The organism is Parvibaculum sedimenti, assembly GCF_009184905.1.
GTDB classification, from domain to species: domain Bacteria; phylum Pseudomonadota; class Alphaproteobacteria; order Parvibaculales; family Parvibaculaceae; genus Parvibaculum; species Parvibaculum sedimenti.
Genome location: NZ_WESC01000010.1, coordinates 21511 through 40519, shown reverse-complemented (window position 1 = coordinate 40519; position 19009 = coordinate 21511). Strand labels below are relative to the sequence as shown.

The following is a 19009-nucleotide window of genomic DNA, read 5'->3' as shown; positions in this document are numbered from 1 at the left end:
GCCTATCCTCATTGGCCAGAGGAGACAGAGACATGGCCCGCAAGAAAGCATCGCCTGAAGACAAGATCATCGACGCCGCGCTGAAGCTTGCGCTGGCGCAGGGCTGGCGCGATCTGGCGTTGGCCGACATCGCCGCCGAGGCGAAGATCGGCCTGCCGGAACTCGCGCATATCTTCCATTCGAAGGCGGATATCCTTGCCGCATTCGAGCGCCGCATCGATGCCGAAGTGCTTGCCGCTGCCGAGACGGAGGGGATCGAGAGTGAAAGCCCGCGCGATCGTCTCTTCGATGTGCTGATGCTGCGCTTCGACGCGCTCGGGCCCCGGAAGCCCGCATTGAAGCGTATCGCGCTCGACCTTGCGGGTGACCCGATGGGTGCGCTGTCGCTCATCCGGCCGGCGCTGCAATCGCTTGGCTGGATGCTGGAAGCGGCGGGCATCGATTCGTCGGGCCTGCGCGGCGCGATCCGTGTGCGCGGCCTCGCGCTTGTCTGGGCGGCGGCCTTCCGCGTCTGGCTCAATGATGGCGAGGATCAGGCCAGGACCATGGCCGAACTCGACAAGCGTTTGCGGCAGGCGGAAGAGTGGAAGGACGCACTCTCGCGGCTGCGCACACGCAAGACGGACGATGCCGCCGCGTGAACCGGGCTTTTGTTATACCGGCACATGAATGACGGCGCGCAGGCCGCCCATGGGGCTGCGCGAAAGCTGCACGTCGCCGCCATGTCCCCGCGCGATATCGCGGGCGATGGCAAGGCCGAGCCCGGTTCCGCCGGCATCGAGATTGCGCGCGGCGTCGAGCCGATAGAAGGGTCGGAAGACTTCTTCAAGCTGGTCCTCGGGAATACCCGCGCCGTCATCGTCGACCACAACCGCGATGTCGTCTTCGTCGCGCACCGCCGTCACCCAGACATGCGCGGCATATTTCCCTGCATTGTCGATGACGTTGGTGAGGCAGCGCTTGAAGGCGTTGCGCCGGAGCGGCAGGTCGAGGTCGCCGTGAACCTGCAAGGCCACGCTGTGCCCGTTGCGCTGGGCGTCGTTCTGGATTTCCGCGAGCAGTTCACCGAGATCGGTCAACGCCGTCGCTTCGCGCTGATGGCCGCGGGCGAATTCGAGATAGTCCTCGAGCATGCGCTCCATCTCGCGCACATCGGCGCGCAGATCTTCCGTCTCCGGCGTGTCGGGCAGCATGGCGAGTTGCAGCTTGAAGCGTGTGAGGGGCGTTCGCAGATCGTGGCTCACGCCGGTGAGCATGGCGGTGCGCTGCTCGATCTGGCGACGGATGCGCTCGCGCATTTCGAGGAAGGCGGCCGCCGCGCGGCGCACTTCCGAGGCGCCTTGCGGCTTGAAGCTCGGCACGTCGCGGCCCATGCCGAAATCTTCCGCCGCCTGAGCCAGGCGCTCGATAGGTCGGATCTGGTTGCGCAGGAAGAGGATCGCGACCGTCAGCAGAACCAGCGAAGCGCCGACCATCCAGGCGATGAAGATATGTGAGTTCGCTGCGTAGACGTGGCTGCGCAGCGCCAGCACTCGCATGACTCCGCCGGGATAGAGAATGCGGATATCGACGTAGTCGCTATATTGCTCGGTATTGATCCAGAAGGGCTTGTTGATCCGCGTCCGGATTTCATCCGAGAGCGAGCGGTCGAGCAGCCCATACGAGGTCGAAGGCGTCGATGGCAACTGGTCATCCGGCAGAAAGGCGATCGATAGGGACAGGAACCTGTTCGCCCGCCCCGAAAGCTGCGTTGCCGTCTGAGGCGTCGGGTTCGTTTCATATTCGGAAAGCAGCAGAGCGATGTCCGCGACCGTCTTCTGGGACAGACGCTCCGTCACCATCTGCCAGTGTCGTTCCATGAAGACATAGGTGACAAAGGCCTGAAGGATTACCATCGGCGCGACGATGATGATGAGCGAACGGGTATAGAGCCCGGTCGGCATCAGTCGCTTCATCATCGTGAATGGCCGAAACCGCATCAATATCCGCCTCCGGGCGGGATTGCCCGCCGCTAATATGGGGTTTCCTTGTCCGCCTGTCAGTTCCGCATTCGGTCAGTCCGGCATCAGGACATAGCCTTCGCCGCGCACAGTCTGAAGATAGGTCGGATTGCGTGGATCGATTTCGATCTTGCGGCGCAGGCGGTTGATCTGCACATCGATGGAGCGTTCGGCGGCCTCGTCGTCGCAGAGGTCGAGGCGCGAAAGAGGCTGACCCGGGTGGGCGGCAAAGATGCGCATGAGCTGCACCTCGCGCGTGGTGAGGCGGATCAGTTCGTCGCCGCGCCGGAGTTCGCCGCGGGTGATGTTGAAGCGGCAATCGCCGAGCGGGACATCCTCGTTGCGTCCGCCGGGGCCCTTGGAACGCCGGAGAATGGTGCCGATGCGAAGCAGCAGCTCGCGCGGCTCGAAGGGCTTGGGCAGATAGTCGTCGGCGCCGCTTTCGAGACCTTCAATCCGGTCTTCGGTTTCGCCGCGCGCCGTCAGCATCAGGATCGGCACTGAGGAGGAGCGGCGGAGCGACGAGGTGAACTCGATCCCGCTTTCGCCCGGCATCATCACATCGACGACGAGAAGATCGAAGGAGAGGCCTGCGAGCTTAGCGCGGGCATCGGCGGCGTTTTCGGCGGTGGTGACGCGATAGCCATGATCGGCGAGATATCGCTTCAGCAATTCACGGATGCGCCGGTCGTCGTCAATGACGAGAATATGCTGTGCGTCCTCGTCAGGCACGGGCCGTCCCGCTTCGCGGGGCTCTTGCGGATCGCTGCCGGTTGCCGTGCCCGTCATTGTCTCACGGCTCCTTGATGATGATCTTTTCGACGTCCGGTCTCTGCGCCTCGTCAAGCAGCGAGAACATGACTTCGCGCCAGGCCGTTTCGCCGCCGGGGCCGGAAGCAGCCAACGCCTCGCGCACACGTTCGCGCTGCGGCGCAACCAGACGCTCCCAGAGTTCCGCGCCAGCTTCCGTCAGATAGAGGCGGCGCTGGCGGCGGTCCTTCTCGCCGGTTTGCTGGACGAGATAGCCGCGCTCGATGACTTCGCGCAGGACGCGGGCGAGGCTCTGCTTGGTGATACGCAGAATATCGAGAAGGGACGCGACGGTGATGCCGGGATTGCGGCCGACGAAGTGGACGACGCGGTGGTGGGCGCGGCCAAATCCGATTTCTTCGAGGATGGTGTCAGGGTCGCTGGTGAAGTCGCGATAGCTGAAAAACAGGAGCTCGATCGCCTCGATCAGGCGCTCTTCCTCGGACGTGGGCACGCGGGGACGCGCCACGGAGGCGAGGGGGGACGCCCCTTTTTCCGCCGATTCAAGCCGTTTTCCCGGTGGTTGCATGTCTTTTCCCAGGGAGTTCCCGTCGGCAGGCCGCGTCTTTCCCAGTGTCTTAATGTCGCTCATAAATTTATGTCAGCCATGTTGACATATTTTTTCCGGTCATGCTAGCGTCCCTTCAGCCGCCCGGAAGGCCGGACTAATCGGGCCCGGTCGATTCTCTTAATTCTATATGTTTTCGCGAGGCTTTAACGGGGGCAAAGTGGCCTTCCCAAAAAGCTCAAGGCGACGGCGGGAACGGCGAAACAGGAACAATAACATGGCTGACATTCCTTTCGATCAACGCGACGGTTTCATCTGGTTCAATGGCGAGCTCATTCCGTGGGCCGACGCCAAGATCCATTTGCTGACTCACGGGCTCCACTATGCGAGCTGCGTATTCGAGGGATGCAGGGCGTATAACGGCGAGATCTTCAAGCTGCGCGAGCACACGGAGCGTCTGGTCAACTCGGCCGACATTCTCGGCTTCAAGATTCCCTATTCGGTCGAAGAGATTGATGACGCTTGCCGCGCGGAGCTGAAGGCGCAGGGCCTCACCGACGGTTATCTGCGTCCGGTTGCGTGGCGTGGCAGCGAGGGCCTCGGCGTCTCCGCGCAGAAGAACAAGATCAATCTCGCGGTCGCTGCGTGGGAGTGGCCGTCCTATTTCGATCCCGAGCAGCGCAAGAGGGGCATTCGCCTCGACATGGCGAAATATCGCCGCCCGTCGCCCGAGACCGCGCCGTCCCATGCCAAGGCTTCCGGCCTCTACATGATCTGCACGATCTCGAAGCATGCCGCCGAGGACAAGGGCTATGCCGACGCGATGATGCTCGACTATCGCGGCTATGTCGCCGAAGCCACAGGCGCGAATATCTTCTTCGTGAAGGACGGCGTGATCCATACGCCGGTCGCCGATTGCTTCCTCAACGGCATCACCCGCAAGACGGTGATCACGCTGGCGGAACAGCGCGGCTTCCAGCTCATCGAGCGGCATATTCTTCCCGAGGAGCTGTCGACCTTCGAAGAGTGCTTCATCGTCGGCACGGCGGCGGAAGTGACACCGGTCGGTGAGATCGGCCCGCACAAGTACACGCCCGGCGCGATCTCTGCGGCGCTCTATGATGACTACATGGCGGAAGTTCGCCGCGAAATCCGCGTCCACGCGAGCGCTTGAATAAAAAGCTGTTATGCCCGGACTTGATCCGGCAATGACGATAAGAGAAAAGGCGGCTGAGGAAACTCAGCCGCCTTTTTCGTCCCACCGCTTCGCGGCTTCGTCGTCGCTTTCTCGCGCTTCGACCCAGCGGTCGCCCTCGGATCCTGCTTCGCGCTTCCAGAAGGGGGCGCGGGTCTTGAGATAGTCCATAAGGAACTCGGCGGCCTTGAACGCATCCTCGCGGTGCGCTGATGCGGTTACGACGAGGACGATATTGTCGCTCGGCGCGAGCTTGCCGACGCGATGGATGATGAGGCTCGCCTGCAAGCGCCAGCGCGTATTGGCCTCTTCCTCGATGCGCGCAAGTTCGCGCTCCGTCATGCCGGGATAATGTTCGAGCTCCATCGAGGAGACAGAAGCGCCGCCCGTCACGTCACGCACGAGGCCGGTGAAAGTCACCACGGCACCGATATCCGCGCGCCCATGCGTCAGCGCCGCGATCTCCGCGCCGATGTCGAAATCCTGCGTCTGGACGCGGATCATGGTCTAGCCGCCGGTGACCGGCGGGAAGAACGCGATCTCATCCGCGCCTGCAATGCTCGCGTCGAGATCGGCATGGGTCTGGTCGATGGCGGCGCGGATGAGCTTGAGATTTTCGAAGGCGGCCTCATAGCCGGGCCCGCGCGATTTCAGCCAGTCGATCAGCGCGGAGACGGTCGCGATGCCGGTCGGGAGCGTCACCGCTTCCTCGGCGGTGCCGACCTTTTGGCGCACCCAGGAAAAATAGAGGATTCTCACGGATGTCCGTCCTGGCCCGAGGGAGCCGGGGCCGTCAGATGCACGATACCCGCCTTGAAATAATCATAGCCCGTGTAGAGCGTCAGGATCGCTGCCGCCCAGAGGAGCCCCAGCCCGGTGGTGGTGATCCCTGACACCAGCTTGTCGCCGGCGGGGCCCGCAAGCAGGAAGGAAAGGGCAACCATCTGGATCGTCGTCTTCCACTTTGCGAGCTGCGAGACGGGAACGCTGACGCGAACCTCGGCGAGGAATTCACGCAGACCCGAGACGAGGATCTCGCGGCAGAGAATGACCAGCGCCGCCCAGAGCGAATAGCCCGCGATCGTGCCGTCCCGCGTCAGCACCAGCAGAACGGCAGCAACCAGCAGCTTGTCGGCGATCGGGTCGAGCATGCGGCCGAGATTGGATTGCTGCGCCCAGGCGCGGGCGAGATAGCCGTCGAAGAAGTCGGTGACGGCGGCGAGGACGAATATGCCGAGCGCCCACCAGCGCGGCTCGTCGCCTTCGAAATAGAAACAGGCGACAACGGCCGGCACCATGACGATGCGGGCATAGGTGAGCAGATTGGGCAGATTGGTCGGCATCCTCGCCTCATATTAGGGGGCAGGCCGCGCCCCGTGACGTGCCAGCATAGCAAAGTTGCGCCGCCTGTCAGCGTAGCGACGCTGTTTGGCGCCAACTATTTGGCGTCAGTTATTTGACGGCTGGTCCGGATTTCCATGGAAGAAATCGTAGATGGTCTGCGCGACCTTCGCGCTGATCCCGTCGACCGCTTCCAGATCTGAAAGCCCCGCCCGCGCCACCGCCCGTGCCGAGCCGAAATGGCGGAGCAGGGCGCGTTTGCGGCCCGGACCGACGCCCGGCACATCGTCCAGCGGATTGACGCCGATGGCCTTGGAGCGCCGCGCCCGATGGCTGCCGATGGCGTAACGATGCGCCTCGTCGCGAAGGCGTTGCAGGTAGTAGAGGACGGGATTTCGCGGCTCCATCATGAAAGGATTGCGGCCGGGCATGAAGAAGCGCTCGCGCCCCGCATCGCGCTCTGGTCCCTTGGCGACGCCGACAATGGCGACACTGTCTATGCCGAGTTCGGCCAGAACCTCGCAGGCGATCTTCATCTGCCCCGCGCCGCCGTCGATCAGGATGAGGTCCGGCCAGTCGGGAAATTCCTTTCCCCGCGCATTTGCTTCCTCTTCGCTCGCTCCGTCCTCGGGGCGCGGCTCCTCTTCGCCCGTCGCCTCGCCGGATTCCTTCAGCAGCCGCGTGAAGCGGCGCGTCAGCACTTCGCGCATCATCGCGTAATCGTCGCCCGGCTCGATGTCGCTCTTGATGTTGAACTTGCGGTATTGCGTCTTCATGAAGCCTTCGGGCCCGGCAACGACCATTCCGCCCACTGGCTTCGAGCCGGAGATATGGCTGTTGTCGTAAACCTCGATGCGTTCGGGCGCCTGATCGAGGCCGAAGGCTTCCGCCACGCCTTCGAGGAGTTTTCGCTGTGTCGAGCTTTCCGCGAGCCTGCGCCCCAGCGCTTCCCGTGCATTGGTGAGTGCATGATCGACGAGTTCGCGCTTCTCGCCGCGCTGCGGCATGCCGACAGCGACCTTGCGGCCGGCAATGATCGAAAGCGCCTCCGCGAGAAGCGCCTTGCCCGGCACGTCATGGCTCAGCAGCACCATGCGCGGCGGATGCCGGTCTTCGTAGAACTGGGCGAGGAAGGCGTCGAGCACTTCCGTCGTGTCGAGTTCGCGGTCGTGGCGCGGGAAATAGGCGCGGTTGCCCCAGTTCTGCCCCGCGCGGAAGAAGAACACCTGCACACAGGTTTGTCCGCCCTCCTGCCAGGCGGCGAAGACATCGGCCTCGGTCACCGTTTGCGGATTGATGCCCTGATGTTGCTGTACTTGCGTCAGCGCGCGGATGCGGTCGCGATAAATCGCGGCGCGTTCGAAGTCGAGCGCAGTGGCCGCCTCTTCCATATGCGCGGCGAGTTCCTTCTGCGTCTTGCGCGAACGCCCGCGCAGAAAGTCCCGTGCCTCGGCGACGAGTTCCGCATAGGCCGCCTTGTCGATCACGCCGGTGCAGGGCGCGCTGCAACGCTTGATCTGGTGGAGAAGGCAGGGCCGCGTTCGGCTTTCAAAAACGCTGTCGGAGCAGGAGCGCAGCAGGAACGCCTTCTGCAATGCGTTGAGCGTTGCATTGACCGCACCTGCATTGGCGAAGGGGCCGAAATAGTCGCCCTTGCGCGAGCGGCTGCCGCGATGCTTGACCACCTGCGGGAACTCGTGATCGCCGGTCAGCAGGATGTAGGGGAACGACTTGTCGTCCCGCATCAGCACGTTGTAGCGGGGCTTCAGCCGCTTGATGAGGTTTGCTTCGAGGAGAAGGGCGTCGGTCTCCGTCGCCGTCGTGATGAACTCCATCGAAACCGTGGAGGCGATCATCCTGGCGATGCGGTTCGAATGGCCGGCGAGCTTCGTGTAGTTGTAGACGCGCCTCTTGAGGCTCCGGGCCTTGCCGACATAGAGAAGCTCGCCCTGGCCGTCATACATGCGATAGACGCCCGGGCTGTCGGGCAGCTGTTTCACCTTTTCCGCGATATAGGCAGCCCCCAGCGGAGCGGCCTCCACGCCGCCCTCTGCCGCTTCGCTTGGGGTTTGGTCCTGTTCGCTCATGGCCTGTTTGAAGAGTCCGCCTTTAAGTCCCGGATTCCATTGATTTCCATAGTAGCGTCTTTGAAGGCGATGCCAGATGGCCTCTCAACATATGTGCGGCGGCTGTGGATAAGTTTGTTGATTCTTTGCCGGGTACTCTAGTCAAGTTATTGCCACAATTAGCTTTTGTGACGTCGGGCTGCAAAATGTGACAAAGCTAACCCTTTGATTTTTAACAATATTTTTTACCCTTCGAAAGGGGCGGCTGCCGCTGACCGAAAATAGAGTCAAGCAGATTCGAGGCGTTCTGCCGATTTCTTTGCTGTGTACAGTTGTTCCGTACCCGGCGTCGGACCGGCCCAAATGCTTGATTCCATTGCCGCTTTTGAGAGGGTATCCGGAATCAATTCCGAGCGGTTCACTTGGGTTAAGACGAAGCCCTGGTTCGCTCGATTTCGACGCCCACGCTGCCGGCTTCCGGGATGGCTGCGAGCTTCTCGATCCGGATGCGGGCGGCCATGACGCGCTCATCCTCCAGGCAGGAGGCGGCGACCCGTTCGGCCAGGGTTTCGACGAGGTTGAGATGCCCGCTCGCCACCATTGCCTTGATGTTGTTCACCACTTCTTCGTAGCAGACGACATTGGCATGCTTGTCGCCATGCGCCGCCTCGCTCACCGTGAGGTCCACATTGACCCTGATCGGCTGGGTGCGGCCATGCTCATGGGTGTAAACGCCGATATGGGCATCAAGCAGCAGGTCCCGCACGAAGACGTGGCGAATGGCGCGTGCCGCGTCGGCGATCTTGAAGGGTCGGACGTTGTCGGACTGGCTCATGGTGTTACTCATTCATTCTTGCCCAATCGCCCCGGCCCAGTCATTCCGGGATGCCGACGACGTCGGGCGTTTCCCAGGCAAGGTGCTGGCCGCCGTCGAGCGCGATCATCTGTCCGGTCATGGCGGGCGCGGCGAGAATAAACCTAAGTCCCGCGCAAATCTCCTCTGGCGTAGTGCCGCGGCGCAAAATAGTCGCGGCGGACTGCCGTTCGAAATCTTCCGGTGCCTGCCGCGTATTGGCGAGCGTTGGCCCCGGCCCGATGCCGTTGACGCGGATATGGGGAGCAAGGCCTTGAGCGAGAAGGCGCGTAAGATCCCATAACGCCATTTTCGACAGCGTATAGCTCAGAAAGCGCGGATTGGGCCGCCAGACGCGCTGGTCGATGATGTTGACGATGTTGCCCGCGGCACCTTCAGGAAGTTGGGCGGCGAAGGCCTGCGAGAGAAAGGCGGGCGCCTTGAGGTTCGTGCTCATATGCGCGTCCCAGCTCGCTTCCGTCATGGTCGCCGCCTCATCTGGCTCGAAGAGCGAGGCATTGTTGACGAGAAGGGTGAGCGGGCCGAGCGCCTTCACCGCATCGGGAATGAGCGCCGCGAGGTCGGGCCGGTAGCCGAGGTCGCCCTTGAGCGCCACGGCCTTGCCGCCGCGCATGTCGATCTCGCGCACAAGGCCGGCCGCGTCCTCATCGGACTGGTGATGATGGATGGCGACGGCATATCCGTCTTCGGCAAGCGCGAGCGCGATGGAGCGCCCGATGCGCCGCGCGGCGCCGGTGATGAGGGCCGCCTTCATATCAGTGCGCTCCCGCGATGAAGGATCGAGACAATGTAGATCGCATAGGCCAGCACGAAAGCCGCTCCCTTCCACCATGTGATGCTGCCACGCGCCATGACCGTCGGCACGATCGCGAAGGCGGCGAGGAGCATGACCCAAAGATCGACGTGAAGAAAGGTAGCCGCAACAGGCAGCGGCGCAATGAGCGAGCTGACGCCCAGAATGCCGAGAATATTGACGATGTTGCTGCCGATGACATTGCCGATGGCGATATCGTGCTCCTTCCGCCAGGCGGCCATCAGCGAGGTCGAGAGTTCGGGCAGCGATGTGCCGATGGCGACGAGCGAAAGCGCGATTGTGGCTTCGGGAACCGAGAAGGCGCGCGCGATCGCCGTGCCACCGGCGACGACGAGGTGCGCCCCGACCGGGAGCCCGGCGCAGCCAACGAGGATGAGGGCCGCGATGACAAGCCACGACATGGTCACCGTTGGCACATCCCTGACGATCACCTGCTCGACGGCTGCCTCCATGGCCTTGCCGGTTTCCTTCACTTCGAGGGCAAGGGCGCGCGCCTCCGCTGCGCGAGCGCGCGCTTCGAGCCTGTGCGTCTGAACCTCGAGCAGCGACCATGCGATGTAGATGCCGAGCAGAACGAGAAGCAGCAGCCCTTCGCCGCGATTGAGCGGCCCGAGCAAGCAGAGCGCGATCAGCAGTACGCTCGCGCCGAGCATGATCATCGTGTTTCGCTTGAGCGAGCCATCGGCGCAAGACATGGGGTAGATGAGCGCGGGCAGGCCGAGCACCAGCAGGATATTGGCGATATTGCTGCCGACCACATTGCCGAGCGCGATGTCGGACGAGCCCTGAAGTGCTGCATCCGCCGAGATCACGAGTTCCGGCATGGAGGTGCCGACCGCGACGATGGTGAGCGCGATGACGAGCGAGGGGACGCCGAACCGGGCGGCGAGCGCCACCGCGCCCCGCACCAGCAGGTCGCCGCAGAGCATCAGCAACACGAAGCCGCCCAGCACCGACAGATACATCATGGGGCCGCTCCCGCCTGCGCCGCGAAGCATGCGCTCATGGCAGGTAGATCGCGTAATGCTTGCGCGTCCGCGTCACCACTTCCCATGTGCCCTTGAAGCCCGTGGGGATCACGAAGGCGTCGCCTGCGCGCACGGTCATGGAGGTTCCATCCTCGCTTGTGATGCGGCTCTCGCCTTCGAGGATGTGGCAGAACTCGGCTTCCGTGTATTCGATGCGCCAGGCGCCGGCGTCGGATTCCCAAATGCCTGAGAAGAAGCGGCCATCCGGGGTCTCATAGGCATTCCATGTCCGGTTCTGCGGGTGCCCCGCGATCACGCGGTCGGGGGCGGGCGCGCCGGTCTCCGGCGCCGTTGTTGCGGTGACAGGGATCAGTTTCGGCATCGAGTCCTCCGGTGGCGGGTGAATGACCTTAACACGGGCCCCGGCGTCGGCGTGTCCTCGTCTGGTTAACGCCGGGCCTGTCTGGCCGGACTCTTGCTCCTCAGGGGAAGAAGACAAGGCGTCGTCCGGAAACGGAACGGCGAATGTGCCGGAACGGCGCGGGAGACGGGTATGATCGAGAGTGTGGGCGAAGGTGCGAGCATGAGAGAGACGGTGGAAGCGCCGCGCCCCCACGCCCCCCGCGCAGTGACGCCCCGCAATTGGCCCGGCAGGGTGGAACGCCGCGTTGCCGCCCGCCGCGCGCTTGGCTTCACGCTTTTCACGAGCTTCATCGAGGCTGAATCCCATTGGCGCCGCTTCGAGGCCGAAGCCGTGGGCACCGGCTTCCAGAGTTATGACTGGCTCGCCGCCTGGCATGCCGCCGTCGGCACCGCGGAAGGTGTCACGCCCGCCATCCTCATGATCTCGCTCGGCGGCAAGCCGCTGATGCTTGCGCCATTCGGCATCGAGCGCCGCATGGGCGCGCGTTGTCTGGTCTGGCTTGGCGGCAAGCTCGCCGATTACAAGGGCCCGCTTCTCGCCCGCGACTTCGCGGAGCGCCTGCCGGTCGGCCGCTTTGCCGCGCTCTGGCCCGCGATCCACAGGGCGCTTCCGAAACATGATGTGGTGCTGCTGGAAAACCAGCCCGCGCGTCTCGGCGCTCTCGCCAATCCCTTCGTCGCGCTGGGCGGAGAGCTTGCGCCGGACGCCGCCTATGCCTTCACGCTGCCGACCGACGCGGAAGACCTGTCGCTGATCTTCCGGCCCGAAACGCGGCGCAACGACCGGGTGAAGGAGCGCAAGCTCGCCTCGAAAGGCGAGGTTGCCTTCCGCATCGCCCAGACGCCGACAGAGGCCCGCGCGCTTGCCCGCGAAATCCTCGACGCCAAGGCCGCGCAGCTTCGCCATCAGGGCATCGTTTCGATCTTCGCGGATGAGGCCCATCGCGCCGCCTATCTCGAACTCGCCTCGCTGCCGCGCGAGGACGGGCTGATGCATCTGCAGGTCGCAGCGCTGACGCTCGACGGCAAAATGATTTCCGGCTCCATCGCCCATGTCTGGCACGACCGCGCCACGCTGATGGTGCATGTCTACGATCCGCAACATGCGAAGATCTCGCCGGGCCGCCTTCATCTGCTGCGGCTCATGCGCGCCAGCATCGGGGCGAAGCACAAGGTCTACGATCTCTCCGTCGGCCATGCGCCCTACAAGGAAAGCTTCTGCGACACGCCCATGCCGCTCTACACGCTGATCGAGGCGGCGACACCCTGGGGCCTCGGCGCGTCCACGGTGCTGAATGCGCGCCGTGGTGTTCGCCGCGCCATCAAGACCAATGAGCGGCTGATGGGCTGGCTCCGCTCCGCGCGCACGCGCCTCGTCGGGAAGTAAGCGCCGCGCTTGCGCCGTGGCCCGCCCTGCGCGAGCATCGGGCGGTCCAGACCGGCGAAGGAGCACATCATGGTCCGCGTCCTCGGCATCGACCACCTCGCGATCCGCGTCAGCAATCTCAAGCGCTCGAAAGAGTTCTACGACAGGTTGCTCGGCTTCATGGGCTTCGAACTCGAATGGGAGTTCGGCCAGACGCTCGGCTGGGACAATGGCCGCACCATGTACTGGATCACCGAGGCCGACCGGAAAGGCAAGCAGCACAAGCACCGCACCGGCGATGTCGGCTTCCATCATTACGCCTTCGAAGTCTCGCGGCCTGGCGATGTCGACAAGGTGCATGCGCTCCTCGTCGAGATGGGCGCAACCATCATCGACGCGCCCGCCGACTATCCCGACTATGGCGAAGGCTACCGCGCCGTCTATTTCCTCGACCCCGACGGGTTGAAGCTCGAGGTCATGTATTTTCTGGAAAAGCGGAAAAGGCTGAGGGGGAAGAGGTAATTCTTTCGTCATCGCCGGGCTTGACGCGGCAACCCAGCGTCATCGCATGAGGTCTTCATAAAGATCGCGCCAGCCCGGATTGGCCTCTTCGATCAAGGCGAGCTTCCATGCCCGGGACCAACGCTTCAGGTTCTTTTCGCGCTGAATTGTGTGGCTGATGCTCGGATGCACCTCGAACCAGACAAGGCGCTTCACACCATAGCGGCTCGTTAAAGCCGCGCATCGCTTCCGTCTTGTGTTCGTAGATGCGGCGCAGAATGTCGTTTGTAACGCCGGTATAGATCGTTCCGTTTCGACCGCTGGCAAGGATGTAGACATAGAATTGGCGCATGCGCGGAGTGTGCCGCTCTGGATTGCCGGGTCAAGCCCGGCAATGACGAAAAGAAAATGATGCCAACTACTCATCGTCATGCCCGGGCTTGACCCGGGCATCCAGCGCCACGCATTCCGCCGATGTTACTGCGGCCGCCGCTCCCAGGGCTCCAGTACACCCGCGATGAGGCGGGCTTGCGGCTTTTCCATCTGCGCGATGGCGGCCGCTGAAATCTCTTCATGGGTAAGCCAGCGCGAGCCGTCGCCTTCCAGCACGAAGCCGAGGATGACCTGCGAATAGGTTATGTCCGGCTGCAAGGCCAGCGCCTGCGCCCGCCGCTCCGCAATCGACGCCTCGCCATTCTCCCCCAGCAGGATCGACCGGCTCCCCATCACTTCGACGAGTCGCCCGCCCGGTACAATCATCCCGTCAATCGCCGCACGAAGTATCTCCGCCTGCGGCCTGATCCATGTCAGCGCGAGATCGTAAGGCGCATATCGCGCCACCGCGTCGATAAACGCCGCGCCGTTCTCATAGCTTTGGGATATGCGCGTGAGCTTCACGTCGAGCGTGTCGCTCCCGAGCGAGAAGTCCTTCGCATGCCGGGAAAGAACCACGGCCTTCTTCGCCCGCGCGACCGCATGCGCCGCAGCGGTCTTCAACATGCCAGTGGCGCCGATGAGGAGGGTAGTCATTGACGTGGGCCTCTCGTATCGAGAGGATCGAAAAAAGCGCATTTAGGAGGTGAACTGCGATGACTCGCGTGTACCATTTTCTAAACCAGAAGTACGGGCTAGAGGATCTCCAACGACGTAGGCTCAAGATTTCAATTATCAATGAACTGAATGATCCCTTCGAGCTTCTAGGCCCAAGTACAAAGGATTCTGTTTTTCGACGATCGTTTTTGGACTGGAAGTCCAGAATGTCACAGCACTGCGGAATCTTATGTTTCAGTCTTGGGCGACGGAATCCGGTTCAGTGGAGCCACTATGCTGATGGTCACCGCGGCATATGCTTGGGATTTGATGTTCAAAACGAGGCATCATTGCTTCGCGTTAGATATCAGCAAAGGCGATTGACGATAAATTCTGAAATATTCAGCGGTTCGGATGAGAGTTGTCTGGACGAACCGTTGAAAGAGGTTCTTTCGACAAAGTTTAGTCATTGGCGTTACGAACAGGAGGCGCGGATGTTTGTGGGGCTCTCGGATCGTGATCGTGAGGCTGGCCATTTCTTTTTCCGGTTTTCTGAGGGGATTGTTCTGAAAGAAGTTATTGTTGGGGCGCTGTCGGAAATCTCTCGGGATGAAATCTCTCTGGCTCTGGGGGATTTGGTGCCAGAGATCGACATATTCAGAGCGCGTTTGGCCTTCAGATCGTTTGATGTTGTTAAGCAGCTCGATAGAAGGCTTTGGTAGTCGTGACTCGGGAGATATTGGAATCCTCACGTAACCTATTGAATCTCTAATCTGCCGCATGGCGACGGTTTGAATGGCATGGGTTTTCTCGACAGTGAATTAAGCACGGTGCGTCCAAGCTTTTCTGTCAGAGGGTGTCTGTTTTCGGCGTTGTGCCAATTGAGATATGGTGGGCCAGCTCCCTCAACGGCGCCAGATAAAGTCGTGCCGCTTCCGCGTCACTCAGGCTCGACCGGAAATAGCGCAGCGACAACGCCCCAAGCACCCGCTCGCCCGCGAGGATCGGAACGCCCAGACCGGTGACGCGTTTGCGGCCTTCCAGGGCGCGGCGTGAGACTTTCCAGGTGATGCGGCGCGTGGCTTCATCCGTGATCGAATAGCCGCGCTTTCTCACGCCAGCGAGCATTGGGTCGAGATCGGCGCGGTCGCGGGCGAGGCGGTCGCTGGAGCGGCGGGACTGGGCGAGGCGGGCGATCAGCTCCTCGCGTTCCGCCGCCGGGCAGAAGGCGATATAGGCCTGTCCGAGTGCGCTCAGGAGAAACGGCGTCGGCACATTGTAGATGACGGGATCGAGCGCGACGGGGCTTTCCGCCGCCGTGCCGAAGCGCACGATCATCTCGCCGCCTTGCGGAATGCCGAGGAAGACGGCCCAGCGATGCTTGCGCGTGAAGGCGCGCATCGGCTCCATCGCCGCTTCGACGATGAGGTCGCTTTCGCGGAAACCCGAGGCGAGTTTCAGCACACGGGAGGTCGCGCGCCAGCCCGCGGCCCGCGAAAGCTGTTCGACATAGCCCGCCTCTGCAAGCTGGGCGAGAAGCCGGACCACGGAGGATTTGGGCAGGCCGGTCGCGGCCGCCAGCTCGCGCACCTGCATGGCCGGGGCGCCGCTAAAGGCTTCCAGCAGCGCCAGTGCACGGGCTATGGGCATTCTCGATGTGTCGGCCATGTTTCCGTCCGTTCCGTTCAACGGAATAGTGAGACTTTCCGGTGACGGATGCCAGCCCCATGGGACTAGGCTTCTGACAAATGGCGGCGGGAGGGCCGCCGAACACCCGGGAGGAGGACAGCATGACCAGCCGACCCAATGTGCGCGTCGCGCGCACCGACGAGAAGCGGGAGTACAAGACCATCGGCGTCGCGCCGCTGACGCCGGTGATCGGCGCGGAGATCGAGGGCGTCGACCTGTCGAAGCCGCTCGACGAGGCGCAGCTTGCGGAAGTGAAACAGGCTTTCGCCGACCATCTCGTGCTCGTCTTCCGCGATCAGGCGTTGACGCGCGAGGACCACAAGCGCTTCGGGCGCTACTTCGGCACGCTGCACACGCACCCCTATCATTCGGCGACGAAGGAGGGGGAGCCCAAGTCCGATCCCGAAATCCTGCCGATCAAGGCCGACCAGAATTCGCGCTATGTGGCGGGCGAGGGCTGGCACGCCGACGTGACCTGCGACGAGGAGCCGCCTTTCGGCTCGATGCTCTACATCACGCAGATCCCCGAGATCGGCTGCGGCGGCGACACCTGTTTCCTCAGCGCCTATGAGGCCTATGAAACGCTGTCGCCCATGATGAAGAATTTCCTCGAAGGGCTCGACGCGGTGCATGACGGCGCCAAGCCCTATACGGGCGGCTATGGCAAGGCGGCGCCGGAAGGCGGCTGGCCGAAGAACAAGCATCCGGTGATCGCGCGTCACCCGGAGACGGGCCGCAAGCTGCTTTACGTCAATCGCGGCTTCACCACGCATATCGACGGGCTGTCGCCGTCGGAAAGCGCGGGGCTTCTCGAAATGCTCTGGCGGCATCTCGAAAGCACGCCGGTTTTCCAGTGCCGCGTGCGCTGGCAGCCGAACACGCTCGTCTTCTGGGACAATCGCTGCACGCAGCACCATGCCGTGTGGGACTACTACCCCTATTCGCGGCAGGGCGAGCGCGTGTCGATCGTAGGCGGAAGGCCGTCGCGCTGAACGCCTAGTGCTTCTTGCCCCGATATTTGGTCGCTCGTGTGCCGGGCTTGCCGGATGACGAGCGGCCCTTGACGGGCGTGGCTTTCGCGACCTTTTCGTCGATCACGGATTGGCGGGCGAGGGGATCGTCCGCCACCGCGAGTTCGGTGGCCTCCAGCCGTTTGATCTCGTCGCGCAGCCGGGCCGCCGTTTCGAATTCGAGGTCGGCGGCGGCGTCCTTCATCTTCTTTTCGAGGTCCGCGATATGGGCGCGGAGATTGTGGCCGATGAAGGCTTCGTCCGCCTCGCCCGTATCGACGCGGACGTGATCGCGCTCATAGACGCTTTCGAGAATGTCGCCGATGTTGCGGCGGATGCTCTCCGGCGTGATGTTGTGCTCGACATTGTAGGCCTGCTGCTTCTCGCGGCGGCGGTTCGTTTCCGCAATCGCGCGTTCCATCGAGCCGGTGATCTTGTCGGCGTAAAGGATCACGCGCCCGTCGACGTTTCGCGCCGCGCGGCCGATGGTCTGGATGAGCGAGGTTTCCGAACGCAGGAAGCCTTCCTTGTCGGCATCGAGAATGGCGACCAGCGCGCATTCGGGAATGTCGAGGCCCTCGCGCAGCAGGTTGATGCCGATCAGCACGTCGAAAGCGCCGAGCCGCAGGTCGCGTAAAATCTCGATGCGTTCCAGCGTGTCGATGTCGGAATGCATGTAGCGGACGCGAATGCCCTGTTCATGCATATATTCGGTGAGGTCTTCGGCCATGCGCTTGGTTAGCGTGGTGACGAGCACACGCTGGCCCTTCGCCGCGACTTCGTGGCATTCGGCGATGAGATCGTCCACCTGCGTGCCGACCGGGCGGATGATCGTCGGTGGGTCGATGAGGCCCGTGGGGCGGATCACCTGTTCGGTGAAGACGCCGCCCGTCTGTTCCATTTCCCATGAGCCCGGCGTTGCCGAGACGAAGACCGACTGCGGACGCATGGCGTTCCATTCCTCGAAACGCATCGGCCGGTTGTCGACGCAGGAGGGCAGGCGGAAGCCATATTCCGCCAGCGTCGATTTGCGCCGGTAGTCGCCCCGGAACATGCCGCCGATCTGCGGCACGGTCACATGGCTTTCATCGGCGAAGACCAGCGCATTGTCAGGCAGATATTCGAAGAGCGTGGGCGGCGGCTCGCCGGGCTTGCGGCCCGTGAGATAGCGCGAATAGTTCTCGATGCCCGCGCAGCTCCCCGTCGCGTCCATCATTTCGAGATCGAACTGTGTGCGCTGTTCGAGGCGCTGCGCTTCGAGCAGCTTGCCCTGGCCCTTCAGTTCCTGAAGGCGGATCTGAAGGTCTCTCTGAATTTCTTCCATCGCCTGACTGAGGGCCGGGCGCGGCGTCACATAATGCGAATTGGCGTAGAGCTTCAGCGACTGGAACTTGTCGGTCTTCTGGCCGGTCAGCGGATCGAACTCGGCCAGCTCCTCGATCTCGTCGCCGAACATGGTGATGCGCCAGGCGCGATCCTCATAGTGAGCCGGGAATACCTCCACCGTATCGCCGCGCACGCGGAAGGTCCCGCGCCCGAAGGCCGCGTCATTGCGCTTGTATTGCAGCGCGACGAGGTCGGCGAGAAGCTGGCGGCGGTCGATCCTTTCGCCGAGCTTGATCGAGAAGGTCATGGCCGAGTAGGTCTCGACCGAGCCGATACCATAGATGCAGGAAACCGAGGCAACGATGATGACGTCGTCGCGTTCGAGCAGCGAGCGCGTCGCGGCATGGCGCATGCGGTCGATCTGCTCGTTGATCGAGCTTTCCTTTTCTATGTAGGTGTCCGTGCGCGGGACATAGGCTTCCGGCTGGTAGTAGTCGTAATAGGAGACGAAATACTCGACCGCATTGTCCGGGAAGAAGCTTTTGAACTCTCCATAGAGCTGGGCGGCGAGCGTCTTGTTGGGGGCGAGGATCAGGGCGGGGCGCTGGGTGCGCGAGATGACCTGCGCCATGGTGTAGGTCTTGCCCGAGCCGGTGACGCCGAGGAGTACCTGATCGCGCTCGCCTTTTTCCACGCCGTCGACCAGTTCGGCGATGGCGGTAGGCTGGTCGCCGGCAGGCTCATATTCCGAGACGAGCTTGAAGCGCTGCCCGCCTTCCGACTTTTCGGGGCGCTCCGGCCGGTGGGGCTCGAAGAGTGGCCAATGTTCCGGGTCGCCTTTCAGCGCGCCCGCCCATGAGTCGCGGTCGGCCTGGGCCAGAGCCTCGCGCTCGGCGGGAATGAAGGAGGCGCCCGGCGCCTCGCTGAAGCCGCTCATGGCGCTCGACGGGAGCTGTTTCTCGGCGCCCCGCCCGAAGGATTTGAAGGATTTGCGTGCCATGAAACCCAATATAAGTGCCGTTCCCGGTTACGCCAGAGCCATTAGGCTCAAAAGGGGAATGGCGCTGGATGTTACATAAGCTTCAGGTG

General features: G+C 62.8%; 20 protein-coding genes and 1 pseudogene. 6 read left to right on the top strand and 15 right to left on the bottom strand.

Annotation, left to right across the window (positions count from 1 at the left end):
• Positions 1–32: 32 nt before the first annotated feature.
• On the top strand, positions 33–641 hold the full coding sequence (locus F2P47_RS11985) for a TetR/AcrR family transcriptional regulator (protein WP_152216607.1): 609 nt from the start codon (positions 33–35) through the stop codon (positions 639–641).
• A 12-nt stretch (positions 642–653) separates the two neighbouring features.
• On the opposite strand, the gene F2P47_RS11980 is transcribed toward F2P47_RS11985, so the two are convergent.
• From F2P47_RS11980 to F2P47_RS11970, 3 genes are all read right to left on the bottom strand, one after another.
• Positions 654–1979: an ATP-binding protein gene (locus F2P47_RS11980; protein WP_152216606.1), complete on the bottom strand. Its 1326-nt coding sequence runs from the start codon at positions 1977–1979 to the stop codon at positions 654–656.
• Positions 1980–2054: 75 nt separating this feature from the next.
• Positions 2055–2789 (bottom strand): response regulator, encoded by a 735-nt coding sequence (locus tag F2P47_RS11975; RefSeq protein ID WP_152216605.1) that lies wholly within the window; start codon positions 2787–2789, stop codon positions 2055–2057.
• A gap of 4 nt (positions 2790–2793) precedes the next feature.
• Positions 2794–3264 (bottom strand): MarR family winged helix-turn-helix transcriptional regulator, encoded by a 471-nt coding sequence (locus F2P47_RS11970; RefSeq protein ID WP_246176864.1) that lies wholly within the window; start codon positions 3262–3264, stop codon positions 2794–2796.
• A 331-nt stretch (positions 3265–3595) separates the two neighbouring features.
• Here F2P47_RS11970 and F2P47_RS11965 point away from each other — a divergent pair, with 331 nt between their 5' ends.
• Entirely contained in the window at positions 3596–4492 is an 897-nt protein-coding gene (locus F2P47_RS11965) for a branched-chain amino acid aminotransferase (protein WP_152216603.1), read from the top strand.
• A gap of 66 nt (positions 4493–4558) precedes the next feature.
• Here the strand turns inward: F2P47_RS11965 and moaE are convergent, their stop codons facing one another.
• From moaE to F2P47_RS11925, 8 genes are all read right to left on the bottom strand, one after another.
• Complete coding sequence (gene moaE, locus F2P47_RS11960) at positions 4559–5017, bottom strand: molybdopterin synthase catalytic subunit MoaE (RefSeq protein ID WP_152216602.1); 459 nt, start codon at positions 5015–5017, stop codon at positions 4559–4561.
• A gap of 3 nt (positions 5018–5020) precedes the next feature.
• Positions 5021–5272, bottom strand: a complete 252-nt coding sequence (gene moaD, locus F2P47_RS11955) for a molybdopterin converting factor subunit 1 (protein WP_152216601.1) — start codon at positions 5270–5272, stop codon at positions 5021–5023.
• Positions 5269–5856 (bottom strand): CDP-diacylglycerol--glycerol-3-phosphate 3-phosphatidyltransferase, encoded by a 588-nt coding sequence (pgsA, locus tag F2P47_RS11950; RefSeq protein ID WP_152216600.1) that lies wholly within the window; start codon positions 5854–5856, stop codon positions 5269–5271. Before pgsA ends, moaD begins: the two co-directional genes overlap by 4 nt.
• A 105-nt stretch (positions 5857–5961) precedes the next feature.
• Complete coding sequence (gene uvrC, locus F2P47_RS11945; protein ID WP_152216599.1) at positions 5962–7941, bottom strand: excinuclease ABC subunit UvrC; 1980 nt, start codon at positions 7939–7941, stop codon at positions 5962–5964.
• A gap of 406 nt (positions 7942–8347) precedes the next feature.
• Complete coding sequence (gene folB / locus F2P47_RS11940; protein WP_152216598.1) at positions 8348–8755, bottom strand: dihydroneopterin aldolase; 408 nt, start codon at positions 8753–8755, stop codon at positions 8348–8350.
• A gap of 40 nt (positions 8756–8795) precedes the next feature.
• Positions 8796–9548: an SDR family oxidoreductase gene (locus F2P47_RS11935; RefSeq protein ID WP_152216597.1), complete on the bottom strand. Its 753-nt coding sequence runs from the start codon at positions 9546–9548 to the stop codon at positions 8796–8798.
• A complete protein-coding gene (locus F2P47_RS11930) occupies positions 9545–10576 on the bottom strand; it encodes a calcium/sodium antiporter (protein ID WP_185681085.1) in 1032 nt (343 codons plus the stop codon). Before F2P47_RS11930 ends, F2P47_RS11935 begins: the two co-directional genes overlap by 4 nt.
• A gap of 34 nt (positions 10577–10610) precedes the next feature.
• On the bottom strand, positions 10611–10958 hold the full coding sequence (locus F2P47_RS11925) for a cupin domain-containing protein (RefSeq protein WP_152216595.1): 348 nt from the start codon (positions 10956–10958) through the stop codon (positions 10611–10613).
• A 171-nt stretch (positions 10959–11129) separates the two neighbouring features.
• On the opposite strand from F2P47_RS11925, the gene F2P47_RS11920 reads away from it, so the two are divergent.
• The gene (locus F2P47_RS11920) at positions 11130–12386 is read left to right on the top strand and encodes a GNAT family N-acetyltransferase (protein WP_152216594.1); all 1257 of its coding nucleotides are present in this window, start codon (positions 11130–11132) and stop codon (positions 12384–12386) included.
• A gap of 69 nt (positions 12387–12455) precedes the next feature.
• Entirely contained in the window at positions 12456–12887 is a 432-nt protein-coding gene (locus F2P47_RS11915) for a VOC family protein (protein WP_152216593.1), read from the top strand.
• 39 nt (positions 12888–12926) lie between these two features.
• Here F2P47_RS11915 and F2P47_RS11910 read toward each other — a convergent pair.
• Together F2P47_RS11910 and F2P47_RS11905 are read right to left on the bottom strand one after the other, a co-directional pair.
• Positions 12927–13218, bottom strand: a pseudogene (locus F2P47_RS11910) (GIY-YIG nuclease family protein).
• Positions 13219–13343: 125 nt separating this feature from the next.
• On the bottom strand, positions 13344–13895 hold the full coding sequence (locus F2P47_RS11905) for a Rossmann-fold NAD(P)-binding domain-containing protein (RefSeq protein WP_152216592.1): 552 nt from the start codon (positions 13893–13895) through the stop codon (positions 13344–13346).
• Between the two features lie 59 nt (positions 13896–13954).
• Here F2P47_RS11905 and F2P47_RS11900 point away from each other — a divergent pair, with 59 nt between their 5' ends.
• Positions 13955–14617, top strand: a complete 663-nt coding sequence (locus tag F2P47_RS11900; RefSeq protein WP_152216591.1) for a DUF2971 domain-containing protein — start codon at positions 13955–13957, stop codon at positions 14615–14617.
• Between the two features lie 127 nt (positions 14618–14744).
• Here F2P47_RS11900 and F2P47_RS11895 read toward each other — a convergent pair whose 3' ends face one another.
• Positions 14745–15563, bottom strand: coding sequence for a helix-turn-helix domain-containing protein (locus F2P47_RS11895; protein WP_152216590.1), 819 nt, complete (start codon positions 15561–15563; stop codon positions 14745–14747).
• Positions 15564–15685: 122 nt separating this feature from the next.
• Here F2P47_RS11895 and F2P47_RS11890 point away from each other — a divergent pair, with 122 nt between their 5' ends.
• The gene (locus tag F2P47_RS11890; protein ID WP_152216589.1) at positions 15686–16576 is read left to right on the top strand and encodes a TauD/TfdA dioxygenase family protein; all 891 of its coding nucleotides are present in this window, start codon (positions 15686–15688) and stop codon (positions 16574–16576) included.
• A 4-nt stretch (positions 16577–16580) separates the two neighbouring features.
• On the opposite strand, the gene uvrB is transcribed toward F2P47_RS11890, so the two are convergent.
• Positions 16581–18920, bottom strand: a complete 2340-nt coding sequence (gene uvrB, locus F2P47_RS11885; RefSeq protein WP_152216588.1) for an excinuclease ABC subunit UvrB — start codon at positions 18918–18920, stop codon at positions 16581–16583.
• Positions 18921–19009 lie beyond the last annotated feature (89 nt).

Excerpts from the sequence above, each read along its gene's own strand:
- F2P47_RS11915 (WP_152216593.1), top strand. The coding sequence starts at position 12,456 with ATGGTCCGCGTCCTCGGCATCGACCACCTCGCGATCCGCGTCAGCAAT.
- F2P47_RS11905 (WP_152216592.1), bottom strand. The coding sequence starts at position 13,895 with ATGACTACCCTCCTCATCGGCGCCACTGGCATGTTGAAGACCGCTGCG.
- F2P47_RS11920 (WP_152216594.1), top strand. The coding sequence starts at position 11,130 with ATGATCGAGAGTGTGGGCGAAGGTGCGAGCATGAGAGAGACGGTGGAA.
- F2P47_RS11975 (WP_152216605.1), bottom strand. The coding sequence starts at position 2,789 with ATGACGGGCACGGCAACCGGCAGCGATCCGCAAGAGCCCCGCGAAGCG.
- F2P47_RS11900 (WP_152216591.1), top strand. The coding sequence starts at position 13,955 with ATGACTCGCGTGTACCATTTTCTAAACCAGAAGTACGGGCTAGAGGAT.
- F2P47_RS11925 (WP_152216595.1), bottom strand. The coding sequence starts at position 10,958 with ATGCCGAAACTGATCCCTGTCACCGCAACAACGGCGCCGGAGACCGGC.
- F2P47_RS11930 (WP_185681085.1), bottom strand. The coding sequence starts at position 10,576 with ATGATGTATCTGTCGGTGCTGGGCGGCTTCGTGTTGCTGATGCTCTGC.
- F2P47_RS11985 (WP_152216607.1), top strand. The coding sequence starts at position 33 with ATGGCCCGCAAGAAAGCATCGCCTGAAGACAAGATCATCGACGCCGCG.
- moaE (WP_152216602.1), bottom strand. The coding sequence starts at position 5,017 with ATGATCCGCGTCCAGACGCAGGATTTCGACATCGGCGCGGAGATCGCG.
- F2P47_RS11980 (WP_152216606.1), bottom strand. The coding sequence starts at position 1,979 with ATGCGGTTTCGGCCATTCACGATGATGAAGCGACTGATGCCGACCGGG.
- F2P47_RS11895 (WP_152216590.1), bottom strand. The coding sequence starts at position 15,563 with ATGGCCGACACATCGAGAATGCCCATAGCCCGTGCACTGGCGCTGCTG.
- uvrB (WP_152216588.1), bottom strand. The coding sequence starts at position 18,920 with ATGGCACGCAAATCCTTCAAATCCTTCGGGCGGGGCGCCGAGAAACAG.
- uvrC (WP_152216599.1), bottom strand. The coding sequence starts at position 7,941 with ATGAGCGAACAGGACCAAACCCCAAGCGAAGCGGCAGAGGGCGGCGTG.
- folB (WP_152216598.1), bottom strand. The coding sequence starts at position 8,755 with ATGAGCCAGTCCGACAACGTCCGACCCTTCAAGATCGCCGACGCGGCA.
- F2P47_RS11935 (WP_152216597.1), bottom strand. The coding sequence starts at position 9,548 with ATGAAGGCGGCCCTCATCACCGGCGCCGCGCGGCGCATCGGGCGCTCC.
- F2P47_RS11890 (WP_152216589.1), top strand. The coding sequence starts at position 15,686 with ATGACCAGCCGACCCAATGTGCGCGTCGCGCGCACCGACGAGAAGCGG.
- F2P47_RS11965 (WP_152216603.1), top strand. The coding sequence starts at position 3,596 with ATGGCTGACATTCCTTTCGATCAACGCGACGGTTTCATCTGGTTCAAT.
- pgsA (WP_152216600.1), bottom strand. The coding sequence starts at position 5,856 with ATGCCGACCAATCTGCCCAATCTGCTCACCTATGCCCGCATCGTCATG.